Genomic DNA, 16,349 nt, shown 5'->3' with positions numbered 1-16,349 from the left:
GCCTCATTGGTTTGACGAGACTTGAAACGCAACGTAGCTTTTCTTCATGCTGAAGGGGAGGACAACGATATGCACGTGATGGCCGTATCGACCGTCTCGGACAACAGCAAGTTCTGGAGTGGCCTGAAGAGGGCACACGCCATGCTCCCCAAGGGCGCCAGGTGGAAGGTGGCGGTCGCGAGCCAGGACGGGGCCAAGGCGGTCAACATCATCGTTCACGACTCCGTCGACGGCGTGCGGGACTTCTTCGAAACACACGCGGGTGCCTACGCCACGACGGAGTACTTCGAAGCGGACGCCGCGAACGCGGTCGGTCTCCCGAGATGACGATCGACGTGCGACGAATTCAGGCTCGGGTCGCCGTACTCCTGGCGGAGTACGGCATCCCGAGCGCCGCGATCGGCGTGCTCCAGGCCGGCGAGCTCACCGAACTCGCGGTCGGTGTCAAGAACGTGGAAACGCGGGAACCCGCGACGGTCCACACCGTCTACCAGTGCGGCTCCATGACCAAAACATGGACCGCACTGGCCTTCATGCAACTCGTCGACGAGGGAAAGGTCGACCTGGACGAGCCGGTGCGGAGCTACCTGCCCGGTTTCACCGTCGCGGATCCCGAGACAAGCGCCAAGGTCACCCCGCGTCACCTGCTGTACCACACCAGTGGCATCGAGGAAGCCTTCGGCGATCCAGGCGAAGACGACGACGTCTACGAGCGCATGATCGACAGTATCGTCGACGCGCCCCAGGTCTTCCCGCTGGCCAGCACCCACGGCTACAGCGCGGCACTGGGGTACGCGATTCTCGCGCGGATCCTGGAGGTCCTCGACGGCAAACCCTGGGACGACGTCATGCGAGATCGTCTCTTCGAGCCCATGGCCCTGACCGACACGAGCAGCCGGCGCGAGCAGGTGGACGAAACCCGGGCCGCGACCGGGCACCTGATCCGCTCCCTGGCCGAGGGTCCGGTCGTCACACCGGTGGACCACCTGCCGCGCTCGTTCGGCCCCGGCGGCAACATCACCTCGACGATCCGGGAAGTGCTCACGCTGGCGCACGTGCTGCTGCACGGAGGCACGGCACCGAACGGAAAGTTCATCGTCTCGGCCGGAAGCATCCGGGAGATGATGCGCTCGCGCGTGTCCGTACCCGATTCCCACATGTTCGGGCCGGAATGGGCACTCGGTCTCATCGTGTGTGATTGGCGCGGCGAAACCGTCTACGCCACCGACGGCAGCACGATCGGCCAGAACGCCCGGCTACGGATCCTGCCCGACTCGAACACGGCCATCGCGATGCTCACCAACGGTGGACCACGGGAAAGCTTCTACCGGAGGGTGTTCAACGAGATCCTGACCGACCTCGGCACGGTCACCATCCCGGAACTGCCGGCACCGGACCCGACGCTGAACCTCGACCTGTCGAGGTACGAAGGCGTCTACGAGCGCCCCGGCACCCGGTACGAGGTCTCCGCCGACGGTGGGAAGCTGTACCTGACCCTGGTCCTCGATACGACCCAGGCGGAGTTCCTCCAGAAACCAGAGCGCACCCGATACGAGCTACTCCCGGTGAACGAGACACAATTCCTGATGCCACCGACGGATCCGTTGGAGGACACGCAGACGGTCGCGATCTACGACCTCACCGACGACAATGCCCGATACCTCCACATCAACTGCCGGGTACACCCCCGATCAGGGTGATCGGCTGAGTAGGGTCACCCGGTGACCGGGCAGTTTGTGCAGGTAGCGGCCGGCCGGGCAGCGGCTACCCGGGCAAGGTGAGCCTCGTCGGGTTGCGCCCCGTCGAGTCGGCCGGTGGCCTGAGCTGGATACCAACAAAATCTTTACCACCTCCTGCGATGGTTCTGACCGGAGCCGGTGACCCGGGATTCGGGTACCAGACCGTGGCGTGCGGGCTCCGGTTCCGGCCGGCCGTCGCGGTGGACGGGCGGGCTCGTCCGGTCCGGGCGGGCACCGGACGACCAGCGGGAGGGGTGAGATGCCGAGCACCGGGACAGACCTCGGGGCCGATCTGTACGGGTTGTGGAGGGCCGGCAGCGACAACCTGCCAGCCGTGGCGGAGGAGTACGATGCTGCCGCTCGATTGGTGGGCGACACGAACTCCGGCCTGGCCAACGCCTTCATGCGACCAACGCAGCTCGGCGGGCCGTACGGGCCCACGCACGGGCCGTGGAGGAGCTTCCGTGACGAACTGGAGTCGATCCTGAGCGATACGGCGGTCAACCTGGAACTGGTCGGCGAGGCGCTCCGTCTGGCCGCCTCGGAGTACGCCAGGACGGACAGCGCCGCGGGCGCGGAATTCGACCGGCTGCGCCAGGCCAACGGCTGATGCGTGACGTGCTCGCGGACAAGCCGGTCCGGCCCCTCTGAGTTGCTGGTGACGGAGAGTCGACGAATGAGTTTCGAGCAGCTTATGCAGCATGCTGAGGAGATCAGGCAGAAAGCGATCGACGAGGAGGTGGAGACGCTGGAGCAGGAGATCCGAAATGACGGTACGCCCAACGTCGGCAGTCTCCTGGCCGAACGGCGCCGACAGATCGAACAGGCGTACGCCGACGTGCCCGATCTCTTTGAGCCCTTCACGGAGATGCCGGACCCCTCGTCGTTCGACGGGATGATCGCCCAGTTGGCGGCAGCCCTGCACAAGCTCTCCTCGGGTGAGGGTCACGAGAGCCCGCTCGACGGTGCGATCTATCCCGCCAATGTGGCGCTTGCCGGATTGCCGGGTGTGACAAGCTATATCGAGGACTGGACGGGCGCTGCCGCGATGGAGTTCAAGACGAACTTCGTCGACCCGTTTTCCGCGATCGTGCAGAACCAGTTCCTGCTCACCTCCGTGCTCAAGGTGGCGCTGGAGGCGGAGCAGGCCATCTGGGCCGCCGCGCGGAACGACATCGACAAGATTGCGCACGATGCCCTGGCGGCGCTCGACTCCGACGGGTGCGGCCCGAGCGGTTGGACCATGACGTTCACGGTGGTGGCCGCCATCGTCGCGACCACGGCGGCACCCGTCGGTGCCGTCAGTGTCGTCGCCGGCACGGCGCTCACCGCCGTCGGATCAGCCGTGTCCATCGTGGGTGCGGTGCCGCGCGACACCGCACCGTCGATCCAGTTCAGTGCCGGGAGCCCGAGCAGTGTCATCTCACAGATGCGCGAGGCCATTTCCATGCTGATCCAGGAAATCCATGTCCAGGAAAGCGAGGTCGCCAACGCGATGAGCGGCAACCTCGGCCTGGTCAGCGGGAACCGTGGGTCGTACGTGTCGCCCCGTCCGGCTCTGGCCGGTGCCGACGGCGGCGATATCACCGGCCCGGACTACATGGGTTACTCGAGCTGATCCGGGAGGGACCAGACCGTGGGAGTACTCGCCGAGCGACTGGACGACATGCGGGTCCGGGTATCCGCGCCGGGCGGTCGGATCGTCGCCGAACTGCGTGGCCGTGCGGACGTACGCCTGTCGTTCACCCCGGAGAGCTACCGCTACTGCGACGAGCGGGAACTCGAGCGGCAACTCGAGGGTCTCGGCAAGCTGCTCTGGGCGGGTCGGACGAGGGAGTACTACGCGGCGGCGAGCGAGGCGTTCGGTGCGACGATCACCGGAGAGCCGCCGGCGGTGAGTCTTCGTGACCAGGATTTCTGTTCGGCGCGGGATGAGCTTGTCGCGCAGGGGCGTTCCTCGGACGGCCGGATCCACCTCGCGGTGCGAGGGATGCGGATCTGGACGGTACGGGTCGCGGACGGCACCGTCCGCAGCCTGACCGAGGAGGAGTTCGCGGCCCGGGTGAGCGAGGCGGCCGGCGAGTTGATCCGCGACCAGTTCGCGAAGATCCGGGTGCTGAAGCACCGCGTCTACGGTTGACGAACCGCAGCGACGTTTGGCGTACCGGCAATGTCACCCAACGGAATCGCGGAGGTTGGTTCGCGATGCAGTTCGGCGGTCCCGGGCGTCGACCGGGCACGCCGGCCGGCCGATGGTTCCGGGCCGGCACCCGGGGTGTTCACGTCCTGGGTCGACCGGTTGTTCGACCGGCGGATGCTGCCGCTGCGGTTGTTGATCCTGCTCGCCTGCGCCGTGGGCTATCTGGTGCAGTTGCGAGACCCGGCGTCACCCGTACGGCCGGTCGACTGGGTCCTGGCGCTGACGGCGGTACTGGTCAGCGCCGGCGGTAGCCGGTGGCCGCTGGCGGTGGTGCTGCTCCAGTCGACACTGCTCGGTACGGCCGAACCGCTCGGCGCGAGCCTGCTGGTCCCGATCAAGGTCGGTGCGAGTCTGGCGGTCTTCGAACTGGCGATGTACCGCACGGGGTGGCAGTTGCTCGTCGGCTGGAGCGTGTTGGCCGGGGTCTACGCGACCCGGGTCGTCGGCGACATGCCAGCCGACCTGGCCCCGATGCTGTACCGGGTGACCGTACTGATCGGCCTGCCGTTGCTGCTCGGCGCGTACCTCCGGTCGGTCCGGCAGAAGGCCCGGCAGGCCGAGCGGTGGCTTGCCGAGGAGCACCAGCGTCGACTCTCCGAGTTGGCGCTCGCCCGGGTCACCGAACGCACCGCGATCGCCCGGGACCTGCACGACATGGTCGCCCATCACATAGCCTCGATGGTGCTGCGGATCGGTGTGGCCCGGCACGTGCTGCCGGAGACCGACCCGAAGGTGCGGGAGGTGCTCGACGACGTACACGCCAGCGGTACGAGCGCGCTGGCCGACCTGCGACGGCTGGTGGGACTGCTGCGCCAGCCGTCGACCGGGACGGGCCTCGACCAGCCGCTGTTGGACCCGTCGGAGCTGCCGGACGCCCTGGCCGAGGTGGTGCGGCGAAGCCGGAAGGTCGGACTGCGGGTCGACGCGTACGTCGATTCCCGGATCACCGGCGTGGACGCGGTACGCGGCCTGGCCGTGCTCCGGCTCGTACAGGAGGGTCTGACCAACGTCGCCAAGCACGCCGGTGCCGGAGCCCGGGCCTCGGTGACGGTACGGACGGCCCTCGACGGCGACGTCCGGGTCGTGGTCTGTGACGACGGCGGCGAGGAGCTGACGGAGGCGGCCTCGTACGGCCTCGGTCTGGGACTGGCCGGACTGCGTGAGCGGATGGAGATCCTCGGCGGGCGACTCGACGCCGGTCCGGTCGACCGGGGTTGGCGGCTCAGCGCGTTGCTGCCCGCGTCGGTCCGGTCGAGCCGGGCGGTCTCGTGATCCGGCTGCTGCTCGTCGACGACCAACACCTGGTCCGGGCCGGGCTGCGGATGCTCTGCGAGGCGGCACCGGACGTCGAGGTGGTCGGCGAGGCGGAGAACGGTGGTGCGGCGGTCCGGTACGCCGAACAGGTGCTGCCCGACGTCGTACTGATGGATCTCCACATGCCGGGGATGAACGGCAGCGTGGCCACCGAACGGATCCTGGCGGCCCGGCCGAGCGTCCGGGTGGTGGTGCTGACCACGTTCGACGACGACGACCACCTGTACGCCGCGCTGCGGGCGGGCGCGTGCGGGTTCCTCGTCAAGGACGCCGCCCCGGCGGAACTCCTCGAAGGGGTCCGCAGGGCAGCCAACGGCGAGAGTCCGTTCAGTACCAGGGTTCTGGACCGGCTGGTGGCGTCCGCCGTCGACACGTACGTCGGGGACCGTGCGCCGGACCCGATGGCCCGGTTCGACTTCACCGGTCGCGAACGGGAGGTCCTCGCGCTGGTCAGCGCGGGGCTGTCCAACGGCGAGATCGCGCAGCGGCTGGGTCTCGGGGTGACCACGGTCAAGACGTACGTCACCAGCCTGCTGGCCAAGACCGGCGCCTCGAACCGGGTCCGGCTGGCCGTACTGGCGGTCCGGGCCGGCATCGACCCGAACTGAGCACCGCCACCGAGCGCGGCACCCTCGCTTCCGCCTACCCCCGACCGTGGTACCGCGCTGTCCGCGCGCCTCCTCCACCTGGCCGGTTCCGGTCGGCCGGCCGGCCGACCGGACGACCCGGCACGGGTCGCCGGCAGCAGGAGGTGCCGGTGCGGACGGGAATCGAACATGGTCCGTGTAACGCGCCAACGGCATCGGCCAACCCGGCCGCCCGTACTCCGTCGGCGATGCACATGACACACGGAGGAGTTCCATGGTGTTCCCCAACGACACACCGGCTGCCCGCCCGGGCGGCCACCCGACCAGGCGCAACCTGCTGACCGCCGCCGGAGCGGCCGGAGCCGGGGCCCTGCTCGCCGTCGGCGCCGCCGGCCGGGCCGAGGCCGTCGGCATCGCGCCGGCCGGCCTCGCGGCCGATCGCCGCAGTGGCGGTGAGATCACCCGTGTCGTCGGGCGGACCGGCGAGCGGCTCCGCGCGGTCGGCCTCGGCACCTTCATGACGTTCGACAAGCGACCCGGCGCCCAGCGGGGCCACCTGCGGGAGGTCCTGAAGCGGTACTGGGAGGCGGGCGGCCGGGTGGTCGACACCTCCCCGCTCTACGGCGGTGCCGAGCTGTCGGTCGGTGACTTCGCCACCGACCTGGGCATCACCGACGACCTGTTCCTGACCAACAAGAGCTGGTCCACCGGCGAGTACCTCAGCGACGAGAGCCACATGGTGCGGCAGTTGGAGACGTCGAAGACCCGACTGTGGCGCGACAGGATGGACGTGTTGCAGGTGCACAACCTCGTCAACGCCGAGGCCGCCGTGCCCGTCCTGCGGCGGTGGAAGGGCGAGGGGAGGATCCGGTACGTCGGTGTCAGCCACCACGCGACGCAGTACTATCCGGCGGTCGAAGTCCTGATGCGGAACTTCGACGTCGACTTCGTGCAGATCCGCTACTCCATCTTCACCCGGCACGCCGAGGAGCGGATCCTGCCGCTCGCCGCCGACCGGGGGATCGGGGTGATGGTCAACATGTCGATGGAGAAGGGCCGGCTGCACAAGCTGGTCGAGGGACACCGGGTGCCGGGCTGGGCGAGGAGTTTCGGCGCCGACACCTGGGCGAAGTTCTTCCTGAAGTACGTCCTGTCGCATCCTGCGGTCACCGTGGTGCTCCAGTCCACCAGCAACCCGGACCACCTCGACGAGAACATGACCGTGCTGCGCGGCCCGCTGCCGGACGCGGAGACCCGGGCGAGGATGGTGCGGCACATGGTCGGCGAGATTCCCGGCTTCGCCGACCTGGAGAGCATGGCGTGGTATCCCGGCAAGACGTTCGACGGGTACGTCAAGCTCTAGTTGTGCTGGCCACGGCACCGTTCGACGGGAGGTCGGCCTGACCCGTGGCGGGACCTCCGGCGAGGAGTACGGCATGACGCCGACCACGGACCGGAGGTCTCCCGCCGCCGCCCCGGGACGGCGTACTCGCGCACTACGGGATGGTGACGCGGTACGCGGCCAGGATCTCCATGATCGGCTGGTAGTAGGTAGTCCCACCGCTTGTGCAGTTGCCGCTGCCGCCGGAGAGGACGCCGAGGACGGTTCCGGTCGACGCCGAGTAGAGCGGACCACCACTGTCGCCCGGCTCGGCGCAGATGTTGGTGCGGATGAGCCCGAAGATCGTGCCCTCGGCATAGTTCACGGTCTGGTTCAGGCCGGTCACCGTGCCGCAGCGCACCCCGGTGGTGGCCCCGCTGCGGCAGACGGCCTGACCGACGTACGCGTTGCCGGCACCGGTGATCGGGAGCAGTTGCGGATAGGTGTAGACCGCGCTGGGATGGCTGATCGTACCGGTGTAGCGCACGATGCCGTAGTCGTTGCCGGGGAAGCTGCTGCCGGTGTTGGGACCGAGCGGGATCGTCCGGCCGCTGTCGGCGTACCAGGTCGAGGCGGCGCGGGTGCAGTGCCCGGCGGTGACGAAGTAGTACGTGCTACCGGCGCGTACGTTCGCGCCCAGGGAGCATCGGGCGGCGCCGCCGTAGATGGCCTGCCCACCGGCGATGAGCGGGCGCAGCCGCCCGGGTTCGCGGCGGAACACCGCTCCGGAGCGGTCGGCGACGGCGCGGAGTACCCGGGCGTCGGCGTCGCCGACGGACTCGTCGACGGTGAGCGTGGTCCGGCCGGTCGCCGGATCGACGCCCCAGGCGGTCCCGGCGGTACGCACCTCGGCCACCGTGGCCGGGCCGGGCGGGGCGCCGCCGCGCTGCTGTGCGGCGGCCGGTGCGGCGGGCAGGAGTACGGCGAGCGTGAACACGAGGACCGGTACGAGGCGCACCACGCCACCTCCGACTGTCGGCTGTCGATGTACTGCCAGGATCCGTCCTCGTCGTCCCGGGTTCAAGCCCCGGCAGAGGATCCGGCCGCCGACGGTGCGGACGGATGCCGGACGACGCCCGGCCCGGCCGGCCTGCGCAATGATCGTCCGGCTCGGAGCCGTCCAGAACAGCCACGGCGGGCCGGGCGGCGTGAGCACGTCCGATGAGGACCACGGAAGCGAGATACCTTTCGGAAATGCCGATCGAACTGCGCCTCATCCGGTACGTGATCGCGGTTGCCGAGGCGGGCGGTTTCGAGGCTGCCGCCGCGCGGCTGCACATGACCCAGCCGCCGCTGAGCCGCCAGATCCGCGAGCTGGAACGGCAGCTCGGCGTCGAACTGTTCCACCGCCGGCCGACCCGGCTCACCGAGGCGGGCCGGGTCTTCGTCGAGTCCGCCCGTGGCGTCCTGGTCGAGGCCGAGCGGACCGTGGAGCGGACCCGTCACGCCGGCCGGGCCGAGGGTGGGCAGGTACGCGTCGGCTACACCGTGACCACCGCCTTCGAAGAGATGCCGAAGTTGTTCGCCGCGATGCGCGACCGGTACCCGGGCATCCGGCTCGACGCGCGGGAGGCCTGGGACGTCGATCTCGGTACCGCGCTGCACGAGGGCGAACTCGACGTCGTGCTGGGCCGGCACCTGCCCGTGCCGACCACATACCAGCGGATCCGACTGCGCCGTGATCCGTACGCCGTCATGGTCGGCGCCGGGCATCGACTGGCCCAGCGGGGTACGGTCGCGCTCAGCGATCTCCGGGGAGAGACCCTGCTCTTCTTTCCTCGCCGGCTCGCGCCGCACTACCACGACACCGTGCTCTCCGCGCTTGGCAGCAGCGGCGAGACCTTCCACGTCTGGGAGAACCCGCTTCCGGGACTGCGCAACCTGCACCTCAACCTGCACGACCAGGGGTTCATGTTCCTGCCCGGGTCGCTCGGGCGGCAACTGCCCAACGGGGTCGCCTGCCTCGCCACCACCGACGAACTGCCGACGATCGACCTCGAGATCGCCTGGCGGCGGCACCCGTCACCGCCGGTGCGCGCACTGGTCGACACCGCCCGCCAAGTCGCCCGACGGGAACGCTGGACGTCCTGACCGATCAAACGGGCCCGACCGCCCGTCGGCTCAGCGCCATCCGGCCAGTACCTTGTCCGGGGTGATCGGGAACTCCCGTACCCGCTGCCCGGTGGCGTGGTAGACGGCGTTGGCGATCGCCGCACCGGCGCCGGTCGCGGTCACCTCGCCCAGGCCCCGCGCGCCCAGCTCGTTCGCCTCCGGCGCCGGCTTGTCCACGAAGATCACGTCGATGTCGGGCACGTCGGCCTCCACCGGCACCAGGTAGCCGGCCAGGTTCGCGGTGACGATCCGGCCGTACCTGCGGTCGACGAGCGTGTGCTCGGTCAGTGCCGCGCCGATCGCCCAGACCGCTCCACCGAGCGCCTGGCTGCGGGCGGTCGCCGGGTTCAGCACCCGCCCCGCGTCGACGGCACAGACCAGCCTGGTCACCCGTACCTCGCCGGTAACGCCGCTGACCTGCACCTCGGCGAAGGCGGCGCCGTAGGACGGACCGGCGTTGGCGCTGAGGTCGGCGCCGCCGGACGCCTCGACGGAGGCGCCGTGCCGACCCAGCACCTGCCGGTAGCTCTCGCCGCGGCCCGGGTCCGCACGCAGGAACAGCCGTCCGTCCACCGTGGCCACCTCGTCCGGGGCGGCGCCGTACAGCGGTGACCGCGGGTCGGCGACGGCGAGCCCGACCACCTTCTCCCGGGTGGCCCGGGCGGCGGCGCGGACCGCCATCCCGACCGTGGTCGCGGTCGCCGAACCACTCGACGACGGTGCGGGCGGAAACCGGGTGTCGCCGAGTACGGCTCGGACGTCCTCCGGCCGCACGCCCAGTCCGTCCGCCGCGACCTGCACCATGATCGTGTATGTCCCGGTGCCGATGTCCTGGGTACCGCAGGTCACCCGGGCCCGGCCGTCGGTGCTGATCCGCACCGTCGCCTGTGCCACCCCCGGATGCCAGTTGTGCTGCGCCCCGGCCATCCCCCAGCCGACCAGCAGTTCACCCCGGCGCATGCTCCCTGGAGCCGGCCGGCGGCGGGGCCAGCCGAACCGTTCGGCACCGAGCGTGTAGCACTCGCGGAGGAACCGGCTCTGCGGTCGGTCCGGGGCGCTCGGGTCGACGTCGGTGTAGTTGCGCAGCCGCAGCGCCACCGGATCCATCTCCAGCGCCCAGCTCAACTCGTCGAGCGCCATCTCCAACGCCTCGTTGCTGGGCCCGGAGGGCGGCCGGGTGGCGATGGTCGTACCCAGGTCCACCTCGACGACCTGGCTCGCGATCTCCAGGTGGGGGACCGCGTAGACGGACTGGGTCGCGGCGATCGGGTTGAACTGGATGATGTCCGACCGCGAGGTGTGCGAGGTGACCGCGTGGGTGATCGCGGTCAGCCGGCCGTCCCGGGCGGCGCCGACCCGGAGCCGTTGCACGGACGCCGGCCGATGCCCGCAGCTCGTGTACTGCTGGGCGCGGGTGAGCACGAGCTTCACCGGGCGCCCGACCAGCCTGGCGACGGCGGCGGTCAGGTAGGTGTGCGGCCAGACGAATCCCTTGCACCCGAACCCGCCACCGAGGTACGGCGTGACCACCCGTACCCGCTCCTGCGGCAGGCCGAGCATCCGTGCGACGGCGTCCTGGGTGAACGTGATCGACTGGGTCGACTCGTAGAGGGTCAGGTCGTCGCCCTTCCAGACGGCCAGGGTCGCGGACGGCTCGATCGGGTTGTGGTGGTTGATCGAGGTGCGATATTCGACCTCGACCCGGACCGCCGCTCCGGCCAGCCCGGCCGCTGGGTCGCCCCGGCGTAGCTGTAGCGCACCGGGGGTGCCGTCCGGTGGCGTGTACGCCCGGGACAGGTTCTCCACCAGGCCGATCGTCGGCTGCTCGGCGTCGTAGTCGACGCGTACCAGCCCGGCGGCCCGGGTGGCCTGTTCGAACGACTCGGCCACCACGATGGCGACCTGCTGGCCGCCGTGCCTGATCTCGGTGCCCTGCATCGGCACCAGGGTCTGCGCGTACGGCACCCAGCTCGGCGACTGCTCCGCGAACCGGGGCAGGTTCTCGTGCGTGTATACGCCGAGTACGCCGGGCGTGGCCAGGGCGGCGGCACTGTCGATCCGGCGGATCCGACCTCGGGCGATCGTGCTGGTCACCAGCACTCCGTACGCGAGGTCGGGGATCGGCTGGTCGGCGGCGTACCGGGCCTGCCCGGTGACCTTGGCCCAGCCGTCGACCCGGTGCAGCGGCTTCCCGACGTACCGGCTCATCTGCCGCCTCCGAGTTCGCCGAGCACGCCGGCCAGCGTGCGGGACACCAGGTCGAGCTTGAACGCGTTGTGTTCCCGGGGGACCGCGCCCCGGACCGCGACCGCCCCGGCCGCCGCGACCGCCGCGTCGGTCAGCCGTTCGCCGCGCAGCACGTCCTCGGCCTCCCTGGCCCGCCACGGCCGGGGAGCGACCCCGCCCAGCGCGATCCGTACGTCCCGGACCGTCCGGCCGCGCAGTTCCAGCGCGACCGCCACCGAGACCAGGGCGAACTCGAACGACGCCCGGTCGCGCACCTTCCGGTAGCGCGAGCGGGCGGCCATCGCCGTGGCCGGCACCTCCACCGCCACCACCAGCTCGCCGTGCTCCAGCACCGTCTCCCGGTGCGGCGCGTCGCCCGGCAGCCGGTGCAACGTCTCGATCGGCAGCCGGCGCGCACCACCCGGGCCCTGGGTCAGCACCGTGGCGTCCAGCGCGGTGAGCGCCACCGCCAGGTCGGAGGGGTGTACCCGGATGCAGCTCTCGCTTCCGCCGAAGATGGCGTGCCAGCGGTTCTCGCCGGCCAGCGCGGGGCAGCCGCTGCCGGGCACCCGGGCGTTGCAGGGCAGCGCGGTGTCCCGGTAGTACCAGCAGCGGGTGCGTTGCAGCAGGTTGCCGCCGATGCTGGCCATGTTGCGCACCTGCCCGGACGCGGAGGCGAGCAGCGCCGTCGAGACGACCGGCAGCCGGTGCCGGACCCCGGTGTCCCGGGCCACCTCGGCCATCCGGGCCAGGGCGCCGATCCGGACCCGCCCCGGCTGCCACTCGATGCCGCGCTCCGCGACCCGGTTCACGTCCACCACCAACCCGGGTACCTGCACACCGTCGCGCATCAGGTTGGTCAGCTCGGTGCCACCGGCCACGAACGCGGTGTCCGGCTCGGCGCTGGCCAGCGCGACAGCCTGGGCCGGAGTGCTGGCTCGGACGTACCGGATCTCGTTCATCGTCCTTCCCCGTCCCGCTCGGCGGTTCCGTCGACCGGTTCGCCGCGTCCGTGCGCCACGTCCCGGATCGCGGCGACGATGTTCGGGTACGCGCTGCACCGGCACAGGTTGCCGCTCATGCCCTCCCGGATCTCGGCGTCGCTGGGACGGTTCTGTTCCCGCAGCATGCCGATGGCCGACATGATCTGGCCCGGCGTGCAGAACCCGCACTGGAACGCGTCCCGCCGGACGAAGGCGGCCTGCATGGGATGTGGGCGGTCGCCGTCCGCCAGCCCTTCGACCGTGGTGATCTCGGCTTCGTCCTGCATCACCGCCAGGGTGAGGCACGACTTGGCGCGCTGGCCGTCGAGCAGCACGGTGCAGGCGCCACACTCGCCGTGGTCGCAGCCCTTCTTGGTGCCGGTGAGGTGCAGCCGCTCGCGGAGCGCGTCGAGCAGGCTCACCCGGGGCTCCACCGCGAGGCGGTGGTCGGCACCGTTGACCCGCAACGTGATCTCGACCGGCCCGGGCCCGACGACCGCCGGCCGGTCGGCCTCGACCGACGTCGCGGCCGTCGCGGCGGCGTCCGTTCCGTCGAGAGTTCCTCCGACGGCGACGCCGAACGCCGCCCCGCCACCACCGGCCAGTACCCGACGCCGGCTCAGGTGACCATCCGGTCCATCCGGCACAGCACCCTCCCTTTCCTAACGCGACCGTGGCCGTGCCGTGGTCGCCGATCGATGCGACGGGGGCCCGGGGAAGGTGGCGCTCCCGTACCGCAGGACAGTGCGGCTTGGCGGTCCCGCCGTACGCCGCCGTCGCGGTAGCTGCGTGGGTGCGACCGGGACCGACCCGCCGAAGGTACGGAGTGGTGGTTAAGAAGCGGCTAATGCTCCGGCCGACGCCGACGCCGACGCCGACGCCGATGACGGCGATGGCGGCTCGTGGCGGGCGGCCACCGCGACAGGGGCAGGGCGGAGGCCCGGCGCTGTGCCGCGTCCGCCGGACTGAGCAGACCGCGCCGGTGGAGGCCGCCGCAGCGCATCGAACAGCCGGCATACCCGTGGGGTATACCGCTGGTCCTTGCCGGTCCTTGCCGGCCCGGGGTGACCAACGGCCTAATGGCAGGGGCGGGTCGGCCGCCGGCTCCCTGCGGTACCGCCCGCAGGCGAACTCGGGCGCCCACGGCCGGACGGGGGATCAGATGGTAGGCGAAGCGACGCTGCGGCTGTTGGGCCCGGTCACGCTCGTCCACTCCGGAGGGACGGTGGACCTGGGGCCGGCGAAGCAGCGGGCGGTACTGGCGGCCCTCGCGCTCGAACCGGGCTCCCTGGTCTCGACCGAGCGGTTGATCGAGATGGTCTGGGGTGACGCCGCACCGTCCGCCGCGCGCAAGGCCGTCCAGGTCTACGTGTCGCACCTGCGACGCATTCTGCCCGCCGGCCGGCTGGTCAGCCGCAAGCCGGGTTACCTGCTGGACGTGCCGCCGGAGGCGGTCGACCTGCACAGGTTCCGGGCACTGGTGGCAAAGGCCCGCGATGTCGACGCCGGGCAGACCCGCTCGCTGCTGGCGTCGGCCGAACAGTTGTGGCGGGGCGAGCCGTTCGACGGCCTCGGCGACGTACCGGCGTTGGCCAACCTGGCGGCGGGACTGCTGGAGGAGCGGCTGTCGGTCACCGAGTGGCGCCTGGGCCTCGAGATCGACCAGGGGTCGGCCGCCGAGGCGGTCGCCCGGTTGCGTGCCCTGGTCGTCGCGCACCCCTTGCGTGAGCCGCTGCACGTCCTGCTGATGCTGGCGCTGCTGCGGACCGGCCGGGCCGGCGAGGCGCTCGCCGCGTACGGCGATCTCAGAGCGGTGCTCGCCGAGGAGTTGGGCATCGAGCCCGGCCCGAAGGCCGCCGACCTGCACCTGCGGATCCTGCGCTCGGAGACCCGCCCGCCCCCGCCCTCACCGGACCCGCAACCGGAACCGCAACCGGACCCGGAACCGGCGGAGGATGCCCAGCCGCCCGAGACGGTGGCGACGTTCGATCCACCCGTCCCGCCGGCACAACTGCCGTACGACGTCGTCGACTTCGTCGGCCGCACCGACGAGCTGGCCGGCGCCGAACGCATCCTCCGGGACGGGTACGAGCACGTGCCGATCGTGGTGCTGGCCGGCCAGCCCGGGGTGGGCAAGACGGCCCTCGCGGTGCGCCTCGGTCACCGGATGCGGGCCGACTTTCCCGACGGCCAGCTCTTCGCCGACCTCGGCGGTGCCCGTCCGGTACCGGCCGACCCGGCCGAGACAGCCGCGGCCATGCTGCGTGCGCTCGGCGTTCCGGCACCGGCACCTGGTTCGCTCGCCGAGCGGACGGCGATGCTGCGCAGCGCACTGGCCGGCCGTCGGGTGCTGATGGTCCTCGACGACGCCGCGGACGCCGCCCAGGTGCGCCCGTTGCTGCCGGGACGCGCCGGAAGTGCCGTCGTGGTGACCAGCCGTCGGACCCTTGCGGACCTGGAAGGAGCCCGGATCGTCCGGCTCGACGTGCTCACCGACGAGGCATCCGTCGAACTGCTGCGCTCGCTCGTCGGGGTCGAGCGGACGGCCGGAGAGCCGCAGCGCGTACGCCGGATTACCGCGATGTGCGGAAACCTGCCGCTGGGCCTGCGTATCGCGGGTGCGCGGCTGGCGTCCCGGCCGGCCTGGAGCCTGCGTCACTTCGCCGAGCGGTTGGCCCATCGGGGCGTGCTGGACGAGCTACGGGTGGGGGACCTGGGGATACGGGCCACGTTCGAACTCAGCTTCGCGCGGCTCGACGCCGAGCAGGCCAGAGCGGTACGGCTGCTCGCCGTGCCGGACTGGGCCGACTTCAGCCCGCTGTCGGCCGCCGCACTGCTGGGCCGGCAACCCCGGCAGGCCGAGTTACTGCTGGAGGAGCTGCTCGACATCCACCTGCTCCGCCAACCGGCGCCGGGCCGGTACGCCTACCACGACCTGATCGGCTCCTTCGCCCGTCAACTGGACCCGGAGACGGAGGAGCCGTCGCGGGAGGCGGAGGAGCGTTCGCCGGAGGCGGAGGAGCGTTCGTCCGCCCTCGCCCGCCTCGTCGGCTACCACCTGCATGCCGTCTACCGGGCGGTGGCGTTGCTGGTCCCGGGCGTACGGCTGGATCCACCCTCCGTCGCACCGCCGGCGGTGCTGCCGCAGTTCGCCGACCACACGGCCGCGCTGGCCTGGTTGCACGCCGAGCACGCGGCGGTGGCCATGGTCGCGATGGAGGCAGTACGCGCCGCGCGGGCGCCGCTGCCGGACCTGGCGGTACTGGTCGTCCGGCTCGGCGCTTACGTCAAGATCGCTGGCGCCTGGCGGGGATGGCAGAGGTTGGCGGATGAGGTACTCGCCGCTGCCGAGGAGAGCGGCGAGCGCGGCGCGACGGTGTACTCCCGGACCGGCCTGGCCGGTGCCCACCTGCTGACCGGGCAGACGCTGCACGGGCCGGCGGCGCCGAAGCGACGTTCGGTCGACCTCGACCTCGACCTCGCCGAGCTGGTGCTGCGGGAGCCGGTCGGCGCCCACCGGCCCGGCCGGGACCGGCAGGATATTGCGCAGACCCTCGCCGAACTGGCGGTGCTGCGCGATGGTGCCGCCGCCGGCACGGTGGTCCGCAACCGCGACAACACCCTACCTGCGGACCGGGCGGTCGCTTCCCGATCGCACGTTCCCGGCGGTGTCGACCGACGTGCTTGAGGACGCCGTCGCCCTCCGTCGCACCCACTACGTCTTGCCGGACAGGCCGGAGCAAACCGTCGAGGCGATCCGGTCGCGGCGGGCCGGCCAGCTACCTGCCGGAGCCGGAGGACGACCAT

Annotated in this window: 14 protein-coding genes; 10 read left to right on the top strand and 4 right to left on the bottom strand. The window is 71.2% G+C overall.

The window, feature by feature from the left end:
• Positions 1 to 21: 21 nt before the first annotated feature.
• The 8 genes from Pen02_RS31675 (at position 22) to Pen02_RS31640 (ending at position 7,203) form a co-directional block, all read left to right on the top strand.
• Positions 22 to 327: a hypothetical protein gene (locus Pen02_RS31675; RefSeq protein ID WP_203869827.1), complete on the top strand. Its 306-nt coding sequence runs from the start codon at positions 22 to 24 to the stop codon at positions 325 to 327.
• Positions 324 to 1,700, top strand: a complete 1,377-nt coding sequence (locus Pen02_RS31670) for a serine hydrolase (protein WP_203869826.1) — start codon at positions 324 to 326, stop codon at positions 1,698 to 1,700. The genes Pen02_RS31675 and Pen02_RS31670 overlap by 4 nt, the downstream gene beginning before the upstream one ends.
• 373 nt (positions 1,701 to 2,073) lie before the next feature.
• Positions 2,074 to 2,349, top strand: coding sequence for a hypothetical protein (locus Pen02_RS31665; RefSeq protein WP_203869825.1), 276 nt, complete (start codon positions 2,074 to 2,076; stop codon positions 2,347 to 2,349).
• Positions 2,350 to 2,415: 66 nt separating this feature from the next.
• Positions 2,416 to 3,357: a hypothetical protein gene (locus Pen02_RS31660; RefSeq protein WP_203869824.1), complete on the top strand. Its 942-nt coding sequence runs from the start codon at positions 2,416 to 2,418 to the stop codon at positions 3,355 to 3,357.
• A gap of 18 nt (positions 3,358 to 3,375) precedes the next feature.
• A complete protein-coding gene (locus Pen02_RS31655; protein WP_203869823.1) occupies positions 3,376 to 3,879 on the top strand; it encodes a hypothetical protein in 504 nt (167 codons plus the stop codon).
• 135 nt (positions 3,880 to 4,014) lie between these two features.
• The gene (locus Pen02_RS31650; RefSeq protein ID WP_203869822.1) at positions 4,015 to 5,211 is read left to right on the top strand and encodes a sensor histidine kinase; all 1,197 of its coding nucleotides are present in this window, start codon (positions 4,015 to 4,017) and stop codon (positions 5,209 to 5,211) included.
• The gene (locus Pen02_RS31645; RefSeq protein WP_203869821.1) at positions 5,208 to 5,861 is read left to right on the top strand and encodes a response regulator; all 654 of its coding nucleotides are present in this window, start codon (positions 5,208 to 5,210) and stop codon (positions 5,859 to 5,861) included. Before Pen02_RS31650 ends, Pen02_RS31645 begins: the two co-directional genes overlap by 4 nt.
• Before the next feature lie 253 nt (positions 5,862 to 6,114).
• Entirely contained in the window at positions 6,115 to 7,203 is a 1,089-nt protein-coding gene (locus tag Pen02_RS31640) for an aldo/keto reductase (protein WP_203869820.1), read from the top strand.
• A gap of 133 nt (positions 7,204 to 7,336) precedes the next feature.
• Here the strand turns inward: Pen02_RS31640 and Pen02_RS31635 are convergent, their stop codons facing one another.
• On the bottom strand, positions 7,337 to 8,179 hold the full coding sequence (locus Pen02_RS31635) for a S1 family peptidase (protein ID WP_203869819.1): 843 nt from the start codon (positions 8,177 to 8,179) through the stop codon (positions 7,337 to 7,339).
• 236 nt (positions 8,180 to 8,415) lie between these two features.
• Here Pen02_RS31635 and Pen02_RS31630 point away from each other — a divergent pair, with 236 nt between their 5' ends.
• Entirely contained in the window at positions 8,416 to 9,312 is an 897-nt protein-coding gene (locus Pen02_RS31630; RefSeq protein WP_203869818.1) for a LysR family transcriptional regulator, read from the top strand.
• Between the two features lie 30 nt (positions 9,313 to 9,342).
• Here the strand turns inward: Pen02_RS31630 and Pen02_RS31625 are convergent, their stop codons facing one another.
• Genes Pen02_RS31625 through Pen02_RS31615 form a run of 3 tightly spaced genes read right to left on the bottom strand, consistent with a single transcriptional unit; the run spans position 9,343 to position 13,015 of the window.
• Positions 9,343 to 11,541 carry a xanthine dehydrogenase family protein molybdopterin-binding subunit gene (locus Pen02_RS31625; protein WP_203869817.1) on the bottom strand — a complete coding sequence of 733 codons (2,199 nt, stop codon included), beginning with the start codon at positions 11,539 to 11,541 and terminating at the stop codon, positions 9,343 to 9,345.
• The gene (locus tag Pen02_RS31620; RefSeq protein WP_203869816.1) at positions 11,538 to 12,521 is read right to left on the bottom strand and encodes an FAD binding domain-containing protein; all 984 of its coding nucleotides are present in this window, start codon (positions 12,519 to 12,521) and stop codon (positions 11,538 to 11,540) included. Before Pen02_RS31620 ends, Pen02_RS31625 begins: the two co-directional genes overlap by 4 nt.
• Positions 12,518 to 13,015 carry a (2Fe-2S)-binding protein gene (locus Pen02_RS31615; RefSeq protein ID WP_203869847.1) on the bottom strand — a complete coding sequence of 166 codons (498 nt, stop codon included), beginning with the start codon at positions 13,013 to 13,015 and terminating at the stop codon, positions 12,518 to 12,520. Before Pen02_RS31615 ends, Pen02_RS31620 begins: the two co-directional genes overlap by 4 nt.
• A 689-nt stretch (positions 13,016 to 13,704) precedes the next feature.
• Between Pen02_RS31615 and Pen02_RS31610 the strand changes: the two genes are divergently transcribed.
• A complete protein-coding gene (locus tag Pen02_RS31610; protein ID WP_203869815.1) occupies positions 13,705 to 16,230 on the top strand; it encodes an AfsR/SARP family transcriptional regulator in 2,526 nt (841 codons plus the stop codon).
• Positions 16,231 to 16,349: the final 119 nt, after the last annotated feature.

Origin of the sequence: Plantactinospora endophytica (assembly GCF_016862915.1) — a bacterium.
Classification (GTDB): domain Bacteria; phylum Actinomycetota; class Actinomycetes; order Mycobacteriales; family Micromonosporaceae; genus Plantactinospora; species Plantactinospora endophytica.
This window is presented reverse-complemented; position numbering and strand designations above follow the sequence as displayed.